Origin of the sequence: Mitsuokella sp. AF33-22 (assembly GCF_003475755.1) — a bacterium.
In the GTDB taxonomy this organism is placed as follows: domain Bacteria; phylum Bacillota; class Negativicutes; order Selenomonadales; family Selenomonadaceae; genus Mitsuokella.
Genome location: NZ_QRQA01000002.1, coordinates 38898 through 60257 on the forward strand (window position 1 = coordinate 38898; position 21360 = coordinate 60257).

The window sequence follows — 21360 nt, forward strand, 5'->3', positions numbered from 1 at the left end:
CATACCGTCCATCTGCCCCAAAACCATCAAACGGCCCTCCGGCGGCGGAAGCAAGCTCCCGCCCCGAAAGGCCGCAAAACCTTATTTACCGATTTTGAGGTTCATGGCACGTCCGTCGAACTTGGAGAACGTGTCGAGTGCCTTGCCGCAGCCCAGGGCCACGCAGGAAAGCGGGTCGTCGGCGAGAGCCGTCGGGATATCCGTCTCGCGGCGGATGAGCTCATCGAGGCCGAAGAGCAGCGCGCCGCCGCCCGTCAGGATGATGCCGCGGTCCATGATGTCTGCGGAAAGCTCCGGCGGCGTCTCCTCGAGGACCTTCTTGACACATTCGACGATGCGCGAGACGGAAGCGCCGATGGCCTCAGCCACCTGCGGCGTCGTGATCTGCACGGTCTTCGGCAGGCCCGTCAGGAGGTCGCGGCCGCGGATATCGAGCGTCTCATTGCGCGCTTCCGGGAAGGCTGCGCCGATCTTGAACTTGATATCCTCCGCCGTGCGCTCGCCGATCATGAGGTTGAACGCGCGCTTGACGTAGGCGATGATGTCCGAATCGAACTTATCGCCGGCAATGCGCAGCGATTCGCTGTTGACGATGCCGCCGAGGCTGATGACGGCGATATCCGTCGTGCCGCCGCCGATATCGACAATCATCGAGCCGCACGGCTCCACGATGTCGAGGCCGGCGCCGAGAGCGGCTGCGAGCGGCTCCTCGATGAGCTGCGTGTGGCGGGCACCGGCCTGCTCGGCAGCTTCCTGCACGGCGCGCTGCTCAACCATCGTGCAGCCCGACGGGATGCAGATCATGATGCGCGGGCGGAAGACGAAGCTGCGGCCGACCACCTTCTCGATGAAGTGGCGCAGCATGCTCTCCGTGATGTCGTAATCGGCGATGACACCTTCGCGCAGCGGGCGGATGGCCACGATGTTGCCCGGCGTGCGGCCAATCATGCGGCGCGCCTCCTCGCCGATGGCGAGCACGCGGTTCGTATCCTTATCGACGGCAACGACAGACGGCTCGCGCAGAACAATGCCCTTGCCCTTCACATAGACCAGCACGTTTGCCGTGCCAAGGTCAATACCGATATCCATTGACATACCAAACATTTATTGTAATCCCCTTCCAGAATAATCCTTATTATCGTTATTATCGTCCGAAAAAGATTGTAGCATGAGCAGCTGAAAACCAACGGGAAAGCCGCCCGCATCTTCTTTTTCTAAAAGTATACTATATAATAAAATTCTGCCTTTTACAATGGGGAAATCCCCCTAAAAAATCAGAAATCTGACCGTTTTTCGCTTGTGCGCCAACTATTGACAAAGTTTCATGTTATTTTCGATAATTTACGATAATTTTATGAAAACTTCCGCTTTTGTTTCTTTAAAATACGCATTGACAATGCCTTGTGGGAATGATACGATTAGCTTGACTTAAGGATATCTTAGAACATATTCTTGCTACGATTTACAGGGGGTTTTCGAAATAATGAACAACAGAAGAAAAATCGTCGTCATCGGCGCCAGCAACGTTGGTTCTGCAGTAGCGAACAAGATTGCTGACTTCCAGCTCGCAACGGAAGTCGCTCTCATCGACCTCAACCAGGACAAAGCTTGGGGCGAAGCTGTTGACTCCAGCCATGCAACGAGCTGCGTTTACAGCACGAACATCAAGTTCCACCTCGGTGACTACGATGACTGCAAAGATGCGAACATCATCGTCATCACGGCAGGCCCGTCCATCCGCCCGGGTGAGACGCCGGACCGCCTGAAGCTCGCTGGTACGAACGCTAAGATCATGCAGTCCGTCTTCGGCGAGATCGTAAAGCGCACGAAAGAGGCTATGATCATCATGATCACGAACCCGCTCGATGTCGCTACGTACGTTGTTTCCACGCAGTTCGATTATCCGCGCAACCTCATCCTCGGCACGGGCACGATGCTCGAGACGTATCGTTTCCGCCGCATCCTAGCCGACAAGTACCAGGTGGACCCGAAGAACATCAACGGTTATGTTCTCGGTGAGCACGGCAACGCCGCATTCGTTGCCTGGTCCACGACGGGCTGCGCTGGTTTCTCCCTCGAGCACATGGATGAGTACTTCCATAAGACGGAGAAGCTCGACAAGAAGGCTGTTGAGCAGGAACTCGTACAGGTCGCTTACGACGTCATCAACCGCAAGGGCTTCACGAACACGGGTATCGCTATGGCTGCCTGCCGCTTCATCAAGTCCGTTCTCTATGATGAGCACACGATCCTGCCGTGCTCCGCTGTCCTCGACGGCGAGTATGGCATTAACGACGTCGCTCTCTCCATCCCGCGCATGATCTGCGCAGATGGTATCGTTCGCTCCTTCGAAGTACATCTCACGGACGACGAGCTCCAGAAGATGTACGACGCTGCCAAGAGCGTTCGCAGTGCTCTCGATGGCGCTGGCATCAAATAAGATTGTTCGGCACAGAACACAAAAGCGATGGCTTCGGCCATCGCTTTTCTTATGCCCGTCTGCTATTGGCATCGCTCCTCCGGCATGATATACTAGACGGGCAGTATCATTAAAAAATGAAAAGGAGTTTTTCTCATGAAACGTTATGCCATCATCATCCTGCTCGTCATCGTCGCGGCGTTCGGCGGTCTTCTGGTCTTCTGCGAGAGTCACGACAACCGCACGGCAGACAGCCTCTCGGCTTACTGCCGCATCGATTTCCAGGGTCTGCGCGGCTCAGACGGCACGGCCACGAGCGCAAAATTCACCATCTGGGATACGCGCTACAACGGCGAGAAACCGTCCACGCACCTGAAGCTCTACACGGACGACAAGGTCTGGGAGCTCACGGCCGCCGTCAAGCAGGAGAAGTCCGGCCTCTGGCAGAAAACGAATGTGCTCTCGGTATTCCTGCCCTCTGCCGCACTGTCGGCCATCGCCGATGCCAAAACCGTACGCTGCGAATTTTCCTATCCAAACGGCAAGACCATCGACCTGCCGCTGAACGCTGCTGACCTCGCCTACTGGCAGGATCAGGTAAAGTAAGGACAACCATCATGCACGCTTCAACCCCAGAACCAGAACATACGGCCAGGGAAACGGCTCTTTCGCAGACAGAAGCTGCGGCCAGCCGCCCACGGGCAGCAGTCTGGCGGGACTGCCTGCTGACGCTCAGCCTTGCCATCGTCGGCGGCTTCCTCATGGACGCCATCAACGCGCCGCTGCCATGGACACTCGGCCCGATCACGGCCGTCTCACTCGCTTCCCTCGTACTCGGCCGCACGTTCCACTGGCCGCTCGGCATCCGCAACACGGCGCTGATTCTGCTCGGCTACGCGATGGGCCGCTCGTTCACGATTGAGACGGGACAGGCCATCCTCTCGCAGCTGCCCCTGATGCTGATGGCCACCATGATCACGGTACTCGCCGGCATCTTCACGGCCTGGCTGATGTTCCGCCACACGGCGATCAACTTCACGAGCTGCCTTCTTGGCTGCGTCCCCGGCGGACTCTCGCAGATGGTCATCCTCGCCGACGAGATTCCCGACGCCGATCTCACGGCCGTCACCATCATGCAGACGCTGCGCATGCTCTCCGTCGTCTTCACAATCCCGTTCCTGGCCACCCATGTACTGCCGTCAGGCGGTGCCGCCGCAGGCAGCGCCGTGCCCGTCACGGCCTCATATGAAACGGGCCTGCTCTTTGCCACCGTCGCCATAGTCGGCGCAATCATTGGCCGGGCCATCCACCTGCCTACCGCCACGATGCTCGGACCGCTGCTCGCGACCATCGTCTTCATCCTGCTCTCAGGAGAAAGCGCACCGCTCGTCCCCGTCCACGCCATCAATGTCGCCCAGATCTGCGTCGGTTCCTATATCGGCTGCAGCATCAACCTGCGGCAACTCAAGGACTACCGCGGCATGGGGCCCGTGCTCGTCGGCGGCGTGCTGCTCGTGCTTGTCGTCAGCATGTGCATGGGGCTCCTCATCAGCCAGCTGACGGGCGCCAGTCTTGCCACGACCTTCCTCGCCACGGCGCCGGGCGGCCTCGCCGAGATGGGCATCACGGCCCTCGTCGTCGGTGCCGACACGAGCACGATGACCGCCTACCAGCTCACGCGCCTGCTCTTCATCATGCTCATCTTCCCCTACATCGCCAAGGGCATCGTCGCGCTCTATCAGCGCCGCATGGCCTGACTATTGCCGGATAAATCCCTGCATAGAAAAATGCCATCTGCAGCCTGGTTCAGCCAGTTCCTGCAGATGGCATTTTTTAACCCTTGTAGACGCGCGGCACGCGCGGCGAAACGAGGCAGGTCACCTCATAATTGATGGTGTTGAGCCAGCCGGCCGCTTCATCGGCCGTGATATCGTCATCGCCGAACAGCACAGCTGTATCGCCTTCCTTGACATCCGGCAAATCCGTCACATCGACCATGACCTGATCCATGCAGACGCGGCCCGCAATCGGCGCGCGGCGGCCGCCGAACGAAACGCTGCCGCCATTGCCGTACGCGCGGATATAGCCGTCCGCATAGCCGATTGGCAGTGTTGCAATGCGGCTCTCGCGCGCTGCGATGAACTGACGGCCGTAGCCGATGCTCTCGCCCTTGTGCAGAGTCTTCATGAAAACGACCTTGGCGCAGAGCTTCATGACCGGTTTGAGATTAATCGGATGCGTGACTTCATCGGACGGCCACATCCCGTACTGGATGACGCCGGCGCGCACCATATCGTAATGTGCCTCGGGAATCTCGAGGATAGCGGCCGACTCCGCGATATGGCGGAGCTTGAGGTCAACGCCGGCGTCCTTGACGGCCTTGAGCGCCTGCTCGAACTTCACGAGCTGCCCCTTCGTGTACGTCTTGTCCCTGCTGTCCGCCATGGCGAAATGAGAGAACATGCCTTCGATTTCAATATTCGGCAGGGCCTTGACCTCGGCAGCCAAAGCGCCGATTTCTTCCGGACGGATGCCGATGCGGCCCATGCCCGTCTCGACCTTGAGGTGTACCTTAGCCACCTTGTGCTGGCGCACGGCCTCGCGGGAGATTGCCTCCGCGAGCGGCAGCTCGCAGACGACCTGCGTCACATCGTAATCGACGATGTCGCGCGCCTCGTCAGGCAGCACAAGGCCCAGGAGGAGGATTGGCGTCGTGAAGCCCGCTTCGCGCAGCTCAATGGCCTCGCCAAGCGTCGCGACCGCGAGATACGCGGCCCCGGCTTCCACGGCTACACGCGCGACAGCCACGGCACCATGCCCGTAAGCATCGGCCTTGACGACCGCACAGAGCTTTGCGCCGCCGCGAATATTCTTTTTGATTTCCTCATAATTATGTCTCAAAGCGCCCAGGTCAATCTCCGCCCAAGCCGCACGATTCGGCATGAAAAACTCCCCTTTTCTATAATGTTGCATTCCTTAATCAGTTTACTACACGCCCTTGAAAAGTCAAGCACCGACAGTTTTTTCCACGCTCATTCCCACCATATATGCCCATGGACCTCTTCCGGCCCTGCGGGCCACCTTCTCCGTGCGCGGAGAAGGCTATCCGCACAAAGCAAAAGCTGTCCCCTGCTAAAAGAGCACACAAAAAGACCTCCGCCGAAGCGGAGGTCTTTCATATGCAATTGAGTTCTGCTAATCGAACGATTAGAAGAAGAACTCAACACGGCCGAAGAGGTTCTCAACCTTGTTGTCAGAGGAGAGATCCTTGCCGTTGCCATAACGCAGCGTCGCAACGATGTTCTTGAATGGAGCGTAGTTGGCGCCGACTTCCCAACCCTTCTGGCCTGGGAGAATAGCATCGAACGTGGAGAACAGAGCCGTGTTCTGGCCGAGGTAGCGATAAGCTGCCCAAGCACCCCAAGTGCCTTTGTTCTCAGCCTGTGCGCCCTTGTAGTCATACTCAGTGCTCCAAGCCTTGTCGAAATCATCAGCCGACGTGTTGTTGGCATAGAAGCCGTTCAGGCCATTCGTCTTATCGAACTGATAAGCGGCCTTGACGAGCCAGATGTTGGCATTATCTTCAATCTGGTCATTTGCATGCTTCTTCTCATATGCAAAGTTATCAGCATTGAGGTGATGATAGTCAACACCGCCGACAAACTTGCCAGCTGCATATCCGAGGCCAGCATACTGATAGTTAGCAGCATCATCCGTAACAACGTCCTTCTTCGTCGTTACATAATCATCAGCATCAAGACGACCAGCACCAGCCGTGAACGTTACTTTGTTGCCGAACGAAACTTCAGCACCGGAGAACGTCGTATCGAAGATGCTGTCGTCATCGATCTGCGCGAACTTACCGAGCTTAACCTGGAAGTTGTTGTAGTTGCCCTGTGCCCATACACGCTTAAGGTCGACTTTATCTTCATTCGGGGCATCTTTAGCCGGGGAATCGCTATCCATTTCCGTGGAAGCATCGAGACGGGCATGTACATGCCAGTTGCTGTTAACTTCAGCCGTCGGCTCGAGGCGGAACAGCAGGTGATCGCTGTTCTTCTTTTTCTGATCCGGATCCGTCGTATCTTTGTCGCGGAGGCTCTTGTACGTGTACTCAATCTTGCCGTTCCACTTAACCATATCAGCGTTGCGCTCGAGGTTGCTGACGCGGACGCCGAGGTTGTTGAGCTCATCGGAGAACTCAGCAGCGAGTTTGTCGATGAGTGCCTTATCAGCAGCGGAGACATCGCTCTTGGCCATAGCCTTGGCGATCATCTGAGCCATCTCATAACGCGTGATGTTCTGGTTGCCACGGAACGTCGTGTCGCCATAGCCTTCGATGACACCATCAGCTGCGAGCTGGGATACAGCGTCGTATGCCCAGTGGTCAGCCGGTACATCGGAGAACGGATTGGCAGCAGCAAACGTCGTGCTGGCAGCGCCGACAACGAGAGCCGTCGTCAGTGCGGATACGAGAGTCTTCTTCATAAGAAACTCCTCCTTCTGAAACAGATAAAAATGCGCCCCGGTAGGACATTGGAAGGTATGTTCCTTATGAGTATCCATGTTTCCTCAAATTCCATATCTCCCGATTCCCATCGGTCAGGCTTTATTTTAGCATAGTGTTAAATATATTGCAATCTTAAAATAAGATTTTCTTAATAAAACGCAAGATTTTCCTTATTGAAGAAAGAGGACTGTTAAAAAACAAAGAATATTTTATTATAAAATACGCACAACATCATCAAAACAAAAGAATTTGTTTCTGTGTAAAGCGATATTTTGTTCTATTTTTAAATAAATAACCGACAATTAGAAAAGCAGGCATCTCACTTCTCACGAAGCAAAATGCCTGCTCTTATTAAACTATTCTTTCAAGCCTTGAAGATTAGAAGAATACTTCGATACGGCCGAAGAACACTTTGTCTTTGAGATCATTCTCATAGAGATTCTTCGTGTCGCCATAACGCAGCGTGCCGACGACATTCTGGAACGGCGTATAGTTCATGCCGACTTCCCAGCCCTTATAGCCTTCATGGATGCCATCGTAGGTCGGCTTCACAGACGTTAATGCACCGAGGTAACGGTAAGCGACCCATGCCCCCCAGGTACCGACATTCTGCTTCTGAGCACCCTTATAGTCGAGTTCAAAAGCATACGACTTATCCTGATTGTCGTCACCCTTAAGATCCTTGTAATAATCCGTCAGGCTACGATTCGACTTCGCATACGAAGCATCGAATGCAACGTTCTTGTCGAAGCGATAGTTGGCGCCAACTGACCAAATGCCGACATCATCGTTGTCAACATCGTCAGCGTTCCAGTCAAAATGCTGATAACCGGCACGACCCGTCAGCTTGCTGCCATCATTGTAGGCAAGACCGATGCCCTGATAACTAGCTGCCTTATCAATAGGATAATCATCATCCAAGATGGCTTTCGTGATAGTTCCCCGAACGCCTTTGCCATTCAACGTGTTGCTCAATTCATCAGTGCCGACGCGGCCAGCCTCGAGCGTAGCCTTAAGGTTCTTGCCGAACGTTACAGCTGCACCGGAATACGGATTATCGTATACGAGCGTATTATTGACCGTGCTCGGGAGTTTACCGAGTTTGACCTGGAAATTGCTGTAATCACCCTGTGCCCAGATGCGCTTCAGAGAAACCTTGCCATCATTGCCCTGGTCGCTCTTAAGATCCGTCTTGGCCTCGAGACGTGCCTTTACATGCCAGTGATCGTTGACTTCAGCGGACGGCTCGAGACGGAAAAGCAGCTCATTGTTCTTGTCCTTTCCTTCCAGATCTTTATATTCATATTTATCATGCGTATACGTATAACGAGCCATGCCGTTCCACTTAACCATATCAGCGTTGCGCTCGAGATTGCTGACGCGGACGCCGAGGTTGTTGAGCTCATCGGAGAACTCAGCAGCGAGTTTGTCGATGAGGGCCTTATCAGCAGCGGAGACATCGCTCTTGGCCATAGCCTTGGCGATCATCTGAGCCATCTCATAACGCGTAATGTTCTGGTTGCCACGGAACGTCGTGTCGCCATAGCCTTCGATGACACCGTCAGCTGCGAGCTGGGATACAGCGTCGTATGCCCAGTGGTCAGCCGGTACATCGGAGAACGGGTTGGCAGCAGCAAACGTCGTGCTGGCAGCGCCGACAACGAGAGCCGTCGTCAGTGCAGATACGAGAGTCTTCTTCATAAGAAACTCCTCCTTCTGAAATAGATGAACAGTCTGCATCAATAGAAATCAGAAGATATGCTTCTTATGAGCACCCTTGTTTCCTCATACAGCATTTCTTCTTATTTCCTAATGATTAATTAACATTCTAACATAATTCAAATATTATTGTAAAGAGGAGTCGGTGATATCTTGTAAATTTGTAACATTTTTTTAACAATATCATGGCCAAAAAAGACCTCCTCCGCAGAGGAAGTCTTTTGGATAGGGAAAACAGGATTAGAAGAAGAACTCGACGCGGCCGAAGAGTTTCTCGGCATCCTTGCCGCTGTCCAGCTTCTCGCCGTTGAAGTACTTGAGGCTGGCGACCGTGTTCTTGAAGAGCGTGTAGTTCGTGCCGACTTCCCAGCCCTTCGTGCCGGCCCAGGCGCCATCATAGGACGGGTCAAAGGCTACGTTCTGGCCGAGGTAACGATAAGCGGCATAAGCGCCCCACGTGCCCTTGTTTTCCTGCTGTGCGCCCTTGTAGTCGAGCTCGACCGTGCCGGCCTTCTCGTAATCGTCAGCCTTCGTGTTCTCGGCATAGACACCGCCGAGTGCAACGTTCTTGTCAAATGCGTAGTGGAGGTTGGCGCTCCAGATATCGGCATTGTCCTCATCGCCGCTGGCCTTGTAGGACGGGCCCATCTTCGTGAAGGCATCGCTGTTCAGATGATGGTAGGCAGCGCCGATGCTGAACTTATCCTTGCCGTACTGCAGGCCTACGCTCTGCATGTTGGCAGCATCATCGGCCTTCTCATCCGCAATCTGGACGGCTTTGTTGTTCGTATCACCATTGAGATCGAAACGGCCGGCCTGCAGCGTGAGCTTGAGGTCCTTGCCCGTCGTGATGGCGGCGCCGGAAATCTCATCATCGAAGAGCAGGTTGTCATCGATCTGCATTGGCAGCTTGCCGAGCTTGATGTTCGTCGTGCCGTATTGGCCTTCTGCCCAGATGCGCTGCAGCGTCACATTCGTATCCTGAGAGCCACCATGGTTGCCGTCGCCTTTATCCTCGGCGAGGTCCGTTGAAGCATCGAGACGGGCATTGACATGCCAGTGGTCGTTGACCTCAGCCGACGGCTCGAGACGCAGCAGCAGCTCGTCATCGTTGCTCTTGCTGTCCGTCTTGGATTTGTCGCGCGTGCTCGTGTAGGTGTAGCGGGCTTCGCCATTCCATTTCACCTTGTCGGCATTGCGCTCGAGGTTGCTGACGCGGACGCCGAGATTGTTGAGTTCATCGGCGAACTCAGCGGCGAGTTTGTCGATGAGCGCCTTGTCGGCAGCGGAGACATCGCTCTTGGCCATGGCCTTTGCGATCATCTGCGCCATCTCATAACGCGTGATGTTCTGGTTGCCGCGGAATGTCGTATCGCCATAGCCTTCGATGACGCCATCAGCGGCAAGCTGGGATACAGCGTCGTATGCCCAGTGGTCGGACGGGACATCAGAGAACGGGTTCGTAGCGGCAAACGTCGTGCTGGCAGCACCGACAACAAGAGCCGTCGTCAATGCAGATACAAGAGTCTTTTTCATAATGAATTCCTCCTTTTATGCAGGGTCTATGCCCTAGCGGAGCGCTTTCCCCCTATTGGAAAGCCGGCTGTTCCGCAGGCCGGAGGCAGGAGAAATCAGAGTGGCCATGTTTCCTCGGCTCTTCCTTGCTTCCTTCCCTTGGAACAACTTCATTATAATACTTGACTGAGTCAATTACCATTAAAGGTGAGTAAAATATCGCTTAAATCACGATAAGAACGAATCTTCGCTAGTCTCTTATGTCTCCGGATGTTCCCTGAGCCACTGGCTCCAGGTCATCCGGAAACCATCGGCATGGTTCGCCTGCACGTAGGCGTAGAACTTCGGCAGCATCCTGGCCTTTTCTTCGTAATACGGCGCTTTCCACTGGCCCGGCTTCGGATTCGCGATGGTATACGAGATGTCGGCACCGCCCAGCAGGTACTGGCGCGAGACAATGTCCGCAAGCGGCAGCTGCGGATTCTTCATCATGTCGTAAAGGGCCATGTAAGTCGTCGTGCGACCCTGCCCGGCCTGACAATGAAAATGGAGCCAAGCGTCCTTGGGCAGCTTGCGCGAAAAAGCGATGAAGGCATCGATATGTTCCGGTGATGGCCAGATATGATCCGTCGCCGTGATGCGATAGTAACGCAGGCCGTTCTTCCTGACCAGCTGCTGCTCGTCCATGACCTGCTCCGCCTTGACGTGGCGCGGCAGGATGGGCTTCTTGTCGCCATTGAGCTTCGCGACCGTCACGACCTTGCCGCGGATGCGGCGCAGGCGCGCATGTTCATCCTTCAGGGCCTCGGCATGCGTCTTGCCGATATTGCCCCAGTCGTGCGCCCCGTACCAGCTGACGGCATCTCCATTGACGAAGCCATGTGCTTCCTGACGCAGATCCACGATGTAGATGGGGCCTTTGGCCTGCGCCTTGAGCACGGGCACCATGACGGCCAGCTCCCCCGCCGAGAACTGTGCGCTGCCCGACATATTGAGGTTCGACAGCCCTTCGCGCGTCGGCTTTGCCACAAAGTCCTTCCCCGTTTTCTGCCGATTGACCTCCGTACGGTACGCGGAATTCACCGTGCGGAAGTTGCGCGGCAGCTGCTCGCGGTCCTTCGCATCGAGCCGCCAGATATAGCCCGCATACTTCGCTGCGTCAATCGCGCCCGGCTTGTCCGTCGTCACGGCTGCGGCCGTCGTCTGAGCTGCTGCGGCCACATCTGGCTGAGCCGCGGCCAGCGATACCCCCGGCAGCTGCGCACTGCCCAAATAAATTGCCAACCCCAGGGCCAGGCACATCTTCTTGTTCTTCATGATTATCCCTCCTAGTATCATATGCTGCCCCCATTATACTCCTTCCCTGCCAAACGTGCACAGAAAAAGCACAGCCACATGGCGAATGGCTGCGCTTTTCCTGCTTGTTGCTATATTGGAAATGGAGGGATACCCAAAAATCAGAAGTAGTAGCTCAGACGGCCGTAGAGGACTTTGGCGCTCTTGTCGTTTGCGAGCTGCTTGCCGTCGAAGTACCAGACGGCGGCGTACGTGTTCTTGAGCGGCGTGTAATCTACACCGAAGTCCCACCCCTTCGTATTGTTGAGGAACGTGTCGTACGTGGAGTTCACCGCGACGTTCTCACCGAGGTAACGATAAGCGGCGTACATACCCCAGCTGCCGGCATTGGCCCGGTTTGCACCCTTGTAGGAAAGCTGGATGTTGTGAGCCGTCTTGAAGTTGTCAGCCTTCGTGTTTTCCGCATATGCGCCTTCGAGGTTCCAGTTGCGGTCGAAGCGGTATGCAGCGCCGAGCGACCAGATTTGTGCCGAATCCTCACGATTGGCGACATCCTTGCTGTTGCTGTAGGAATCAACGCCCTTGAAGGCATCGCTGCCGAGATGGCGGTAGCCTGCACCGAGCGTGAGCTTATTCGGAGCGTAGTTGAGCATGATGCCCTGGTAATTGGCTGCTGTGTCCTTCTTTCCTGCAGCAGCAGCTACAACTTCATCGGCCTTTTCGAGATTCCAGCGGCCGGCTTCAATGGTCGCCTTGAGCTGCTTGCCAAACGTGATGCCGGCACCGCTGAAGTTATCATCGAAGAGCAGGCCGTTCGTCTCAGTCGAGAAGAACGGCTGCTTGCCGAGGCGGACCTGGAAGTTCGTGTAGTCACCCTGTGCAAAGATACGCGTGAGCTTAACATTATCAGTCTTACCCGAGCCGCCGTTGTCGGAAGTCATATTCGTCGTGGCATCGAGACGTCCGACAACACGCCAGTTATCATTGATCTCACCCGTGGCATACAGACGGAAGAGCAGGGTATCCTTGTTCTGCTTATCCTTGCCGTCACCATTATGCTTCGAAGCCTCGCGATCTTCTACGCGGTTGCTCCAGTAGCGGTAACGGGCCTCGCCGGTCCACTTGACCTTGTCGGCATTGCGCTCGAGGTTCGCGACGCGCACGCCGAGATTGCTGAGCTCATCGGAGAACTCTGCCGCGAGCTTGTCGATGAGAGCCTTGTCGCTGGCCGATACGTCCGTGCGTGCCATGGCCTTTGCGACCATCTGTGCCATCTCGTAGCGCGTGATGCTCTGATTGCCGCGGAAGGTCGTATCGCCATAGCCTTCGATGACGCCGTCTTGTGCGAGCTGCGTCACCGCATCATACGCCCAGTGGTCGGCAGGTACATCGGAAAAGGGGTTTGCTGCTGCAAACGTCGTAGAGGCTGCGCCAATGACCAGCGCTGTCGTCAGTGTGGTTGCCAGTGTCTTTTTCATGAGGACAACTCCTTTTCAAATACAAGTAAAGATGTAATCCTTCTCACTGCCGTCCGCATCCGCTCATATGCCGAGTTTCCTTGTTTCCTCAAGCATCTCAAGCTTCTTGTTCAGCAGCGATTGTATTTATTGTATCATGATTCAAATTTTCTGGCAATACATTTTCTAATATTATTCTAAAATTTGTTCATATCACGCGTACAAAAAAGACCTTCCCGCAGGAAGGTCTTTTCGTATTTGTTGCTTGGAAATCCGAAAACGGAAGCCGTCATCAGAAGAAGAAGCTTACGCGGCCGAACAGCGTCTTGGCATCGCGATCCGTAGCGAGGTCCTTGCCGTCGAAGTACTCGATAGCCGTGTAGACGTTCGTGAACGGAACGTAGCTTGCACCGACTTCCCAACCCTTCTCGTTGACATGGCTGTGAGCCGTATCATACGTCGGCAGGACGACAGCGTTGTTGCCGAGGTAACGATAAGCGGCATAAGCGCCCCACGTGCCCTTGTTGGCAATATCCGTGCCCTTATAGGAGAGCTGGATGCTGTGAGCCGTATCGTTGTTGTCAGCTTCCGTGTTCTGAGCGAAAGCACCGAAGAGATCCCAGTTGTGGTCGAATCTGTAGCCAGCGCCAACGGACCAGATGTTGGCATCATCGGATTCGGACGTGCCGTTGCGGTAGTTCTCAACATCCTTGAAGGCTGCGCTGTTGAAATGACGGTAGGAAGCGCCCATACGGAACTTGTTCGGACCGTAGTTGAGCTCAATGCCCTGGTAGTTCGCAGCTTTGTCAGCCGTGGATTCTTTAACAGCATCTTTGAAGTTATCCTGTGCACGGTCGAGGTCATAACGGCCAGCTTCGAGCGTAGCCTTGAGGTCTTTGCCGAAGTTAACCTGAGCACCGGAGAAGAAGTCATCGACTACGAGGCCGTCATCGGCAACAGAGTACAGCGGCATCTTACCGAGTTTGACGTCGAAGTTGTTGTACTGGCCGTCTGCATAGACATACGTCAGTTCAACTTTATCACTGTCATCCTTGCCTGCATCTTTGTCCATGAGCGTGGAAGCCGTCAGACGAGCCTTTACATGCCAGTTGTTGTTGACTTCAGCCGTCGGATAGAGACGGAACTGGAGCTTATCCGTGTTGTCCTTCTTCTGGGAGCCATTTGCCTGCTCATCGCGCTGGCTCGTGTAGGTGTAACGAGCCTCACCCGTCCACTTTACTTTATCAGCGTTGCGCTCGAGGTTGCTGACGCGAACACCGAGGTTGTTGAGCTCATCGGAGAACTCAGCAGCGAGCTTGTCGATGAGGGCCTTATCAGCAGCGGAAACATCGCTCTTGGCCATAGCCTTGGCGATCATCTGAGCCATCTCATAACGCGTGATGTTCTGGTTGCCACGGAACGTCGTGTCGCCATAGCCTTCGATGACACCGTCAGCTGCGAGCTGGGATACAGCGTCGTAAGCCCAGTGGTCAGCCGGTACATCGGAGAACGGGTTGGCAGCAGCAAACGTCGTGCTGGCAGCGCCGACAACGAGAGCCGTCGTCAGTGCGGATACGAGAGTCTTCTTCATGAGAAACTCCTCCTTCATAAAAACAGAAAAAACAACGAGTTGCTCTAACCGTTTCACAGGAGGACAACCATGAGTTGCCATGTTTCCTCAGCCTGTCCCTTTCCCGTCTATCCGGTACGAACAACATGCTTATATTAACATACCATCTGTGGAGAAGCAAGTTTTCTCATTAAAGATTAATTCTTCAATAAGAACTCGGTAACAATAGGAAAGAAAATCATACACATTTATGAAAAAACTGTGGTACAATAAGAGCGATTATTTTAATCTACCGTTTCAGCATGACGCACGATTTCACGGACGAGACGTTCGAATTTCGTGCGCGGCATCATAACGAGATGGCCGCATCCCTGGCATTTCAGACGAAAATCCATGCCTGTGCGCAGGATTTCCCATTCATGCGAACCGCAGGGATGCGCTTTCTTCATGCGCACGATATCCCCGACGGCATACGTTGGATTCGTCATAATCAATTACTCCTTTCTTAAAAGGACCGTGTATCAATAAGGAGGACAGATACGCCCCATGAAAGTCTCTATTCTGCAAATGCCGGTCGCCTTTGGGCGCCCGGAAGCCAATATCGCCACGCTCAAAGCCATGGCCAAGGATGCCATGCGTGACAAGCCGGATGTACTCGTGCTGCCCGAGCTTTGGCGCCTCGGCTTTTACCCGAAGCCCATCGCGCCGCTCGCAGACCGCGACGGTCGTGAGGCGCGCCAGACGCTCGCACTGCTCGCCGCACACTACGGCGTCAACATCGTCGGCGGCACCGTGGCCAATGTCGCCACAGACAAGGAAGGCCCGAAAGTCTACAACACCTGTTTCGTCTACGACCGGCTCGGCGATCTCGTGACGCGGTACGACAAGGTCCATCTGTTCTCGCCGAGCGGCGAAGCAAAGGATTTCCAGCCGGGCAGCCAGCTCATTACGTGCGAGCTCGACGGCGTGAAATGCGGCTTCGCGATCTGCTACGACCTGCGCTTCCCTGAATTCATCCAGAAGCTGGCACTCTCCGGCATCGATATCCTGTTCCTGCCGGCCGCCTGGCCGGAGAGCCGTCTGACGCACTGGCGGGTCCTGACGCGCGCACGGGCCATCGAGAACCAGATGTTCGTCGTCGCGGCCAATGAGGCCGGCACGGACGAACAGGGCAATCATCTGGCCGGTCATTCGGCCATCATTGATCCCTGGGGTGAGATCCTGGCCGAGGCCGATACGGAGCAGTCCATCCTCACGGCGAACCTGCGCCCCGTGCTCTGCCGCCATATCCGCCAGGATATCCCGGTACGCGCCGACCGCCGCCCCGAACTATACACGACACACCGATAAAGGCATGAGAAAAGCCGCCTGCAAAATCAAGTCCAGGCGGCTTTTCTTTTTAGGAAAGGCTTCCCCTTTGGGACAGCTAGCGGCGCCAGCCGTATAAAGGGGTCATGCCCCTTTTTTGCCCTTACGGCCCGATGTCACCGGCATCCCGTTCCTTCAGAGCCCCAGAGGAGACCGTTTCTATCAAACGTTGAAGCGGAAGTTAACAACGTCGCCGTCCTGCATGACATAATCCTTGCCTTCGACGCGGACCTGTCCTTTTTCGCGGGCTGCGGCCACGCTGCCGGCAGCTACGAGATCATCGTAATTGACGATTTCGGCACGAATGAAGCCGCGTTCGAAATCCGTATGAATCTTGCCGGCAGCCTTCGGTGCCGTCGTCCCCTTGACAATCGTCCAGGCACGGCATTCATCGGGGCCGGCCGTCAGGAACGTCTGGAGGCCCAGGAGATCGAAAGCAGCCTTGATGAGACGGTCGAGGCCGCTCTCCGTTTCGCCGAGGTCCTCGAGGAACGCTTTGGCTTCCTCAGGGTCGAGTTCGGCGATTTCTGACTCAACCCTGGCCGAGATGGCCACGACTTCCGCACCTTCCTTGGCTGCGTATTCCTTGACCTGCTGCACGTACGGATTCTCGTCGTAAGCCGTCGCGACTTCATCCTCGGCGACATTCGTCACGTAGAGCGTCGGCTTGAGCGTCAGGAGGTTCATTTCCTTGATGAGCTCAAGGTCATCATCCGAAAGATCGACCTGGCGGGCCGGCGTGCCTTCGTCGAGTGCAGCCTTGATGCGGCGCAGGATTTCGTCCTCTACCTTCGCTTCCTTGTTGCCGGATTTCGCGATCTTGGCGAGCTTCATGATGCGTTTCTCGACGATCTCGAGGTCAGCCAGGCAGAGTTCCGTCTGGATGATGTCGATGTCGCGCAGCGGGTCGATGCCTCCCTCGACGTGCGTGATGTTCGGGTCGACAAAGCAGCGCACGACATGCGCGACGGCATCGACCTGGCGGATGTGCTCGAGGAATTTGTTGCCGAGGCCCTCGCCCTTGGATGCGCCCTTGACGAGGCCGGCGATGTCGACGAAGCGGACCGTGGCCGGCGTCGTCTTCTTGGAATTGTACATCTCATGGAGTACCTGCAGGCGCGGATCCGGCACGGCCACGACGCCGACGTTCGGCTCGATCGTGCAGAACGGGAAGTTCGCCGCCTCTGCACCGGCCTTCGTGATGGCATTGAAAAGCGTGCTCTTGCCGACATTCGGCAGGCCAACGATACCCACTTCTAAATTACTCAAAATAAAAACTCCTTTATCATGATAGTCAAATCCAGAAAGCCCCTCTCAACAGACAGCAGCCTGGCGGGAGGGGCCATTCTTATGCGTTGGATGCTCAGAGCGTACCGAAGATGCGGTCACCGGCATCGCCGAGGCCTGGTACGATATAGCCCTTGTCGTTGAGGCGTTCATCAACGGCAGCCACGTAAAGCGGCACATCCGGATGTTCCTTGTTGATGACGCGGATGCCCTCCGGCGCAGCCACGAGGCACATGAGGATCAAGGATTTCGCCCCTTTTTCCTTGAGCAGCGTCAGGGCTGCCGAGGCACTGCCGCCCGTTGCCAGCATCGGGTCGACGACGATGAGCGTGCGCTCCGCCACGTCGCTCGGCAGCTTGCAGTAGTATTCCACCGGCTTGAGCGTCTTCGGATCGCGGTACATGCCGACATGGCCGACGCGTGCGGCCGGGATCATATTGGCCACGCCCGAGAGCATGCCGAGGCCCGCGCGCAGGATGGGCACGACGCCGACTTTCTTGCCGGCAAGCACCTTGGCCTTGCATTTGGCAACCGGCGTCTCAATCTCGATTTCCTTGAGTGGGAAATCGCGCGTAATCTCGTATGTCATGAGCATGGCGATTTCTTCGAGAAGCTCGCGGAAGTCCTTCGTGCCGGTTTCCTTCATGCGCATCAGCGTGAGCTTGTGCTGGATCAGCGGATGATCGATGACATGGACGTTGAGTTCTTCAGCCATATTTCTTCTGCCCCCTTGTTCTCATTCGTAAAGCGGATATTTAGCGCAAAGAGCAGCCACACGGCGGCGTGCTTCGTCCTTGGCCGCTTCGTCCGTCGGATTGTTGAGGACCAGTGCGATAATGTTGCCGACTTCGCGCATATCGTCTTCCTTGAAGCCACGCGTCGTCAGTGCCGGTGAGCCGAGGCGGATGCCGCTCGTGACGAACGGGGAGCGCGGCTCGAACGGGATCGTGTTGCGGTTCGACGTGATGTTGACTTCGTCGAGGACCGTCTGCGCTTCCTTGCCCGTGATGTTCTTGCTCGTGAGGTCGACGAGCATCAGGTGGTTGTCCGTGCCACCCGAAACGATGCGGAAGCCGTCGTTCTGGAGCGTTTCAGCCAGAGCCTTGGCGTTCTTGATCGTCTGTGCCGCATATTCCTTGAATTCCGGACGCAGGGCCTCGCCGAGCGCTACGGCCTTGGCCGCGATGACATGCATGAGCGGGCCGCCCTGGATGCCGGGGAATACGGCCTTGTTGAACTGCTTGCCGAATTCAGCGTCCTTGCAGAGGATCATGCCGCCGCGAGGACCGCGCAGCGTCTTGTGCGTCGTCGTCGTGACGACATCGGCGTACGGGACCGGACTCGGATGAAGGCCGGCTGCCACGAGGCCGGCAATGTGTGCGATGTCGACCATGAGGTAAGCGCCGACCTTGTGCGCGATGTCCGCGAGGCGCGGGAAGTCGATGATGCGCGCATAGGCGGAAGCACCGGCGACGATGAGCTTCGGCTTGCATTCCTCCGCCTTCTTCTCGAGGGCATCGTAGTCAATGCGTTCCGTTTCCTTGTCAACGCCGTACGGCACGATTTTGAAGTACTTGCCGCTCATGTTGACGGGGCTGCCATGCGTGAGATGGCCGCCGTCCGTGAGGTTCATGCCCATGACCGTATCGCCCGGCTGCAGCAGGGCGAAGAAAACGGCCATGTTGGCCTGTGCGCCGGAATGCGGCTGCACATTTGCGTACGCAGCGCCAAAGAGCTTCTTGGCGCGGTCAATGGCCAGCTGTTCGACGACATCGACGAATTCGCAGCCGCCGTAATAGCGTTTACCCGGATAGCCTTCCGCGTACTTGTTCGTGAGCACGCTGCCCTGAGCTTCCATCACGGCCTTCGAGACGATGTTCTCCGAAGCGATGAGCTCGAGTTTCGTGCGCTGACGGTTGAGCTCCTTGTCGATTGCTGCCGATACTTCGGGGTCAGACTGTTTGAGCGATTCCATTAAATCCATTGCGGGGCCTCCCTCTAAAAATATAAACAAACGTGCTCGAATATGAACCATTAAGCACATTTGAACCAATAAATCTTATCGAATCTCCAGATAAGCCTGCACTTCAAGGCATTGGCCTTTTTGCAGTGTTTTGTTGGGGCTTGGAAATTCAACGCATGAATCTCCGGATACATTGCGGTCACATAACCTGCATGCGTTTCCCCGTTGCGGTATGTGTAAGACACATAATCACGATGACGGAAACCACAAACCTCATTCACACCAGCCTTGCTTTTTCGGCGCATAGGCTTGATTGACCATTCCTCAATGTCAACCGATTCAGGTTCTAAATCCGCAATACAAATAGCGTCGTTGGAATGTGTCTTTATAATATTCCAGTCTTCACGCTTGTTTGCTGTGTCGCCGCCTGTGGTTAATACCAGGGGGGCACGACTTTGTAGCTGTTCCCTAAACCAATGCTTGCCCTGCATGACCCGCTGGGCGTCGTCCAAGCCTTCGATATGACCTGCGGGACCAATCATCTTATAATACTTATCGGCAAATTGCATTTCTCTGCCGAATGTTCGAGCATGACATTTCGGGCAAAGCGTAATCAGATTGCTGATCGTATCGGCCCCGCCTTTCTTTTTTGGAGTGATGTGATGTACCTCGAAGCGGGTATTTTCCTTGCCGCATTCCATGCACTTGCAGTTGTCACGGAAGATTGCCGCAATACGGAGGTTGGTGTCCAGACGGTTCGATTTCTGATACTGCCAGTGATACGGTTTATAGCCATCAGTCAGTGCCCGAATGTCAATCTTTACGTCCTCAAGCCAGTACCCATCCATGCGAATCCACTGACGTAATCGATCAATAACCCTCATGGTTGCCTGTTTGCGTTGAATAATGGATGGCATAAGCCTCCCGCTGCGTCTTGATGAGGCACGATTGTTGAACCTTGCAGGGCGATAATGCTTATGATACCTGTGGTAACGACGATAGCTACGACGCTGCTCAATTTTTTTCTTTACGTCCTTGCGTTGCTCGATTATGCCCTTAAAGAGCACTTTGTTGCGAGTCTGGCACTTCTGCACTAGAGCAATACCAACATGGTTCGCACCGTCGTCGATACCGCAACGGATTTCGTCGGTATTTGGAATATCCACCACCTTATTCAGTTGGATAACCATAGGGAACCTCGACACCAGCTTTGCCTTATGCTGGCGAACCTGTCGCCAAGCATTTTGCTCGATTGTGGGGTCGAGCTGTTCCCCTTCAGCGTCCAAAACGAACGCATATTTCTTAATATTAGGCATCTCTGCCACCTTCCATTTTTGGAGAATTTTCCTTCGTGCCCAAGTCATCGGAAGTTCATGTGTTTCCCTGTTGTCACCACAAGGCATTAGCGGTGTTTCTTGGTTGGCACTCCCAGAGCAGCAGGCTGAAAGTACACCCGCAGGTGGTTTTTTAACTTTTCCCGATAACGTAGTTCATCCCGCAAACAGTTTTCACTGAACACGGTCACTTGGGCTAGAGACGGCTCGTTAAGCATGTACCCACAAGAATATTTGCCCACTTATGAGCACATTTTTCGATGTTATCGTCTACTTAACAATTCGTCCTTACCAAGTGGTCATTGACAGAGCCAAAAGCTATTGTATTCTTATTTTTCCTCAAGTGCGGCGATCTTGTTGATGCGGCGCTCATGACGGCCGCCCTCGAATTCGCCTTCCACCCAGGCGCGGACAATCTCGCCTGCAGGACCGAAGCCCAGCACGCGGCCGCCCATGGCGAGGACATTGGCATTGTTGTGCTGACGGGACATCTTGGCCGAATACACGTCGTTGCAGAGCGCGCAGCGGATGCCCTTGATCTTGTTGGCTGCAATCGAGATGCCGATGCCCGTGCCGCAGAGCACGATGCCGCGGTCAGCCTTGCCGCTGACGACGTCTGCGCAGACCTTCTCGGCAATATCCGGATAATCGACAGAGGTCGTGCCAAAGGTGCCGACATCCGTCACCTTGATATCCTCATATTCCTTCAGGACCATCTTGACTTCTTCCTTGAGGGCCACGGCACCGTGGTCGCTGCCAATCGTGATGTTCATGCTGCTGTTCCACCTTTCTACAGTCACTCTACTGTTTACCATTGTACCACAGACGAATCAAAAAAAATACCGCCGCAGGCGAGTTTCTGCGCGGCCTGTCCCATGGGACAGGCCGCAGAAGACTCTTCCTGCTGCGGTGCAGCTGTAAT

Annotated in this window: 18 protein-coding genes; 4 read left to right on the plus strand and 14 right to left on the minus strand. The window is 55.2% G+C overall.

The features are described 5' to 3' along the window. Positions 1–81: 81 nt before the first annotated feature. Complete coding sequence (locus DWZ54_RS01515) at positions 82–1104, minus strand: rod shape-determining protein (RefSeq protein WP_118474210.1); 1023 nt, start codon at positions 1102–1104, stop codon at positions 82–84. Positions 1105–1483: 379 nt separating this feature from the next. Between DWZ54_RS01515 and DWZ54_RS01520 the strand changes: the two genes are divergently transcribed. The 3 genes from DWZ54_RS01520 (at position 1484) to DWZ54_RS01530 (ending at position 4176) form a co-directional block, all read left to right on the plus strand. After that, positions 1484–2440 (plus strand): L-lactate dehydrogenase, encoded by a 957-nt coding sequence (locus DWZ54_RS01520; protein ID WP_118016066.1) that lies wholly within the window; start codon positions 1484–1486, stop codon positions 2438–2440. Positions 2441–2575: 135 nt separating this feature from the next. Next, a complete protein-coding gene (locus tag DWZ54_RS01525) occupies positions 2576–3025 on the plus strand; it encodes a hypothetical protein (protein ID WP_118474212.1) in 450 nt (149 codons plus the stop codon). Between the two features lie 11 nt (positions 3026–3036). After that, positions 3037–4176, plus strand: coding sequence for an AbrB family transcriptional regulator (locus tag DWZ54_RS01530; RefSeq protein WP_118474213.1), 1140 nt, complete (start codon positions 3037–3039; stop codon positions 4174–4176). Positions 4177–4252: 76 nt separating this feature from the next. On the opposite strand, the gene alr is transcribed toward DWZ54_RS01530, so the two are convergent. The 8 genes from alr to DWZ54_RS01570 form a co-directional block, all read right to left on the minus strand. Further along, complete coding sequence (alr, locus tag DWZ54_RS01535; protein ID WP_118474214.1) at positions 4253–5362, minus strand: alanine racemase; 1110 nt, start codon at positions 5360–5362, stop codon at positions 4253–4255. Positions 5363–5626: 264 nt separating this feature from the next. Continuing rightward, positions 5627–6907, minus strand: a complete 1281-nt coding sequence (locus tag DWZ54_RS01540; RefSeq protein ID WP_118474215.1) for an S-layer homology domain-containing protein — start codon at positions 6905–6907, stop codon at positions 5627–5629. A gap of 400 nt (positions 6908–7307) precedes the next feature. After that, positions 7308–8630, minus strand: coding sequence for an S-layer homology domain-containing protein (locus DWZ54_RS01545; RefSeq protein ID WP_118474216.1), 1323 nt, complete (start codon positions 8628–8630; stop codon positions 7308–7310). A gap of 258 nt (positions 8631–8888) precedes the next feature. After that, positions 8889–10184: a putative porin gene (locus DWZ54_RS01550; RefSeq protein WP_118474217.1), complete on the minus strand. Its 1296-nt coding sequence runs from the start codon at positions 10182–10184 to the stop codon at positions 8889–8891. A 237-nt stretch (positions 10185–10421) separates the two neighbouring features. Next, positions 10422–11480, minus strand: a complete 1059-nt coding sequence (locus tag DWZ54_RS01555; protein ID WP_233541582.1) for a protein tyrosine phosphatase — start codon at positions 11478–11480, stop codon at positions 10422–10424. A gap of 140 nt (positions 11481–11620) precedes the next feature. Beyond that, entirely contained in the window at positions 11621–12937 is a 1317-nt protein-coding gene (locus DWZ54_RS01560) for an S-layer homology domain-containing protein (RefSeq protein WP_118474219.1), read from the minus strand. A gap of 271 nt (positions 12938–13208) precedes the next feature. Next, a complete protein-coding gene (locus DWZ54_RS01565; RefSeq protein ID WP_118474220.1) occupies positions 13209–14507 on the minus strand; it encodes a porin in 1299 nt (432 codons plus the stop codon). 263 nt (positions 14508–14770) lie between these two features. Next, positions 14771–14974: a DUF951 domain-containing protein gene (locus tag DWZ54_RS01570; RefSeq protein ID WP_118474221.1), complete on the minus strand. Its 204-nt coding sequence runs from the start codon at positions 14972–14974 to the stop codon at positions 14771–14773. A 58-nt stretch (positions 14975–15032) separates the two neighbouring features. Between DWZ54_RS01570 and DWZ54_RS01575 the strand changes: the two genes are divergently transcribed. After that, on the plus strand, positions 15033–15836 hold the full coding sequence (locus DWZ54_RS01575; RefSeq protein ID WP_118474222.1) for a carbon-nitrogen family hydrolase: 804 nt from the start codon (positions 15033–15035) through the stop codon (positions 15834–15836). Between the two features lie 180 nt (positions 15837–16016). On the opposite strand, the gene ychF is transcribed toward DWZ54_RS01575, so the two are convergent. The 5 genes from ychF to rpiB all read right to left on the minus strand — a co-directional run bounded on the left by ychF (position 16017) and on the right by rpiB (position 21211). Then, positions 16017–17123 carry a redox-regulated ATPase YchF gene (gene ychF / locus DWZ54_RS01580; RefSeq protein WP_118474223.1) on the minus strand — a complete coding sequence of 369 codons (1107 nt, stop codon included), beginning with the start codon at positions 17121–17123 and terminating at the stop codon, positions 16017–16019. Positions 17124–17217: 94 nt separating this feature from the next. Then, positions 17218–17856, minus strand: coding sequence for a uracil phosphoribosyltransferase (gene upp, locus DWZ54_RS01585; RefSeq protein ID WP_118016079.1), 639 nt, complete (start codon positions 17854–17856; stop codon positions 17218–17220). A gap of 21 nt (positions 17857–17877) precedes the next feature. Further along, positions 17878–19125, minus strand: a complete 1248-nt coding sequence (glyA, locus tag DWZ54_RS01590; protein ID WP_118016080.1) for a serine hydroxymethyltransferase — start codon at positions 19123–19125, stop codon at positions 17878–17880. A gap of 50 nt (positions 19126–19175) precedes the next feature. After that, positions 19176–20420 (minus strand): RNA-guided endonuclease IscB, encoded by a 1245-nt coding sequence (gene iscB, locus DWZ54_RS01595; RefSeq protein ID WP_118474224.1) that lies wholly within the window; start codon positions 20418–20420, stop codon positions 19176–19178. A 347-nt stretch (positions 20421–20767) separates the two neighbouring features. Beyond that, positions 20768–21211: a ribose 5-phosphate isomerase B gene (gene rpiB / locus DWZ54_RS01600; RefSeq protein WP_118016081.1), complete on the minus strand. Its 444-nt coding sequence runs from the start codon at positions 21209–21211 to the stop codon at positions 20768–20770. Positions 21212–21360 lie beyond the last annotated feature (149 nt).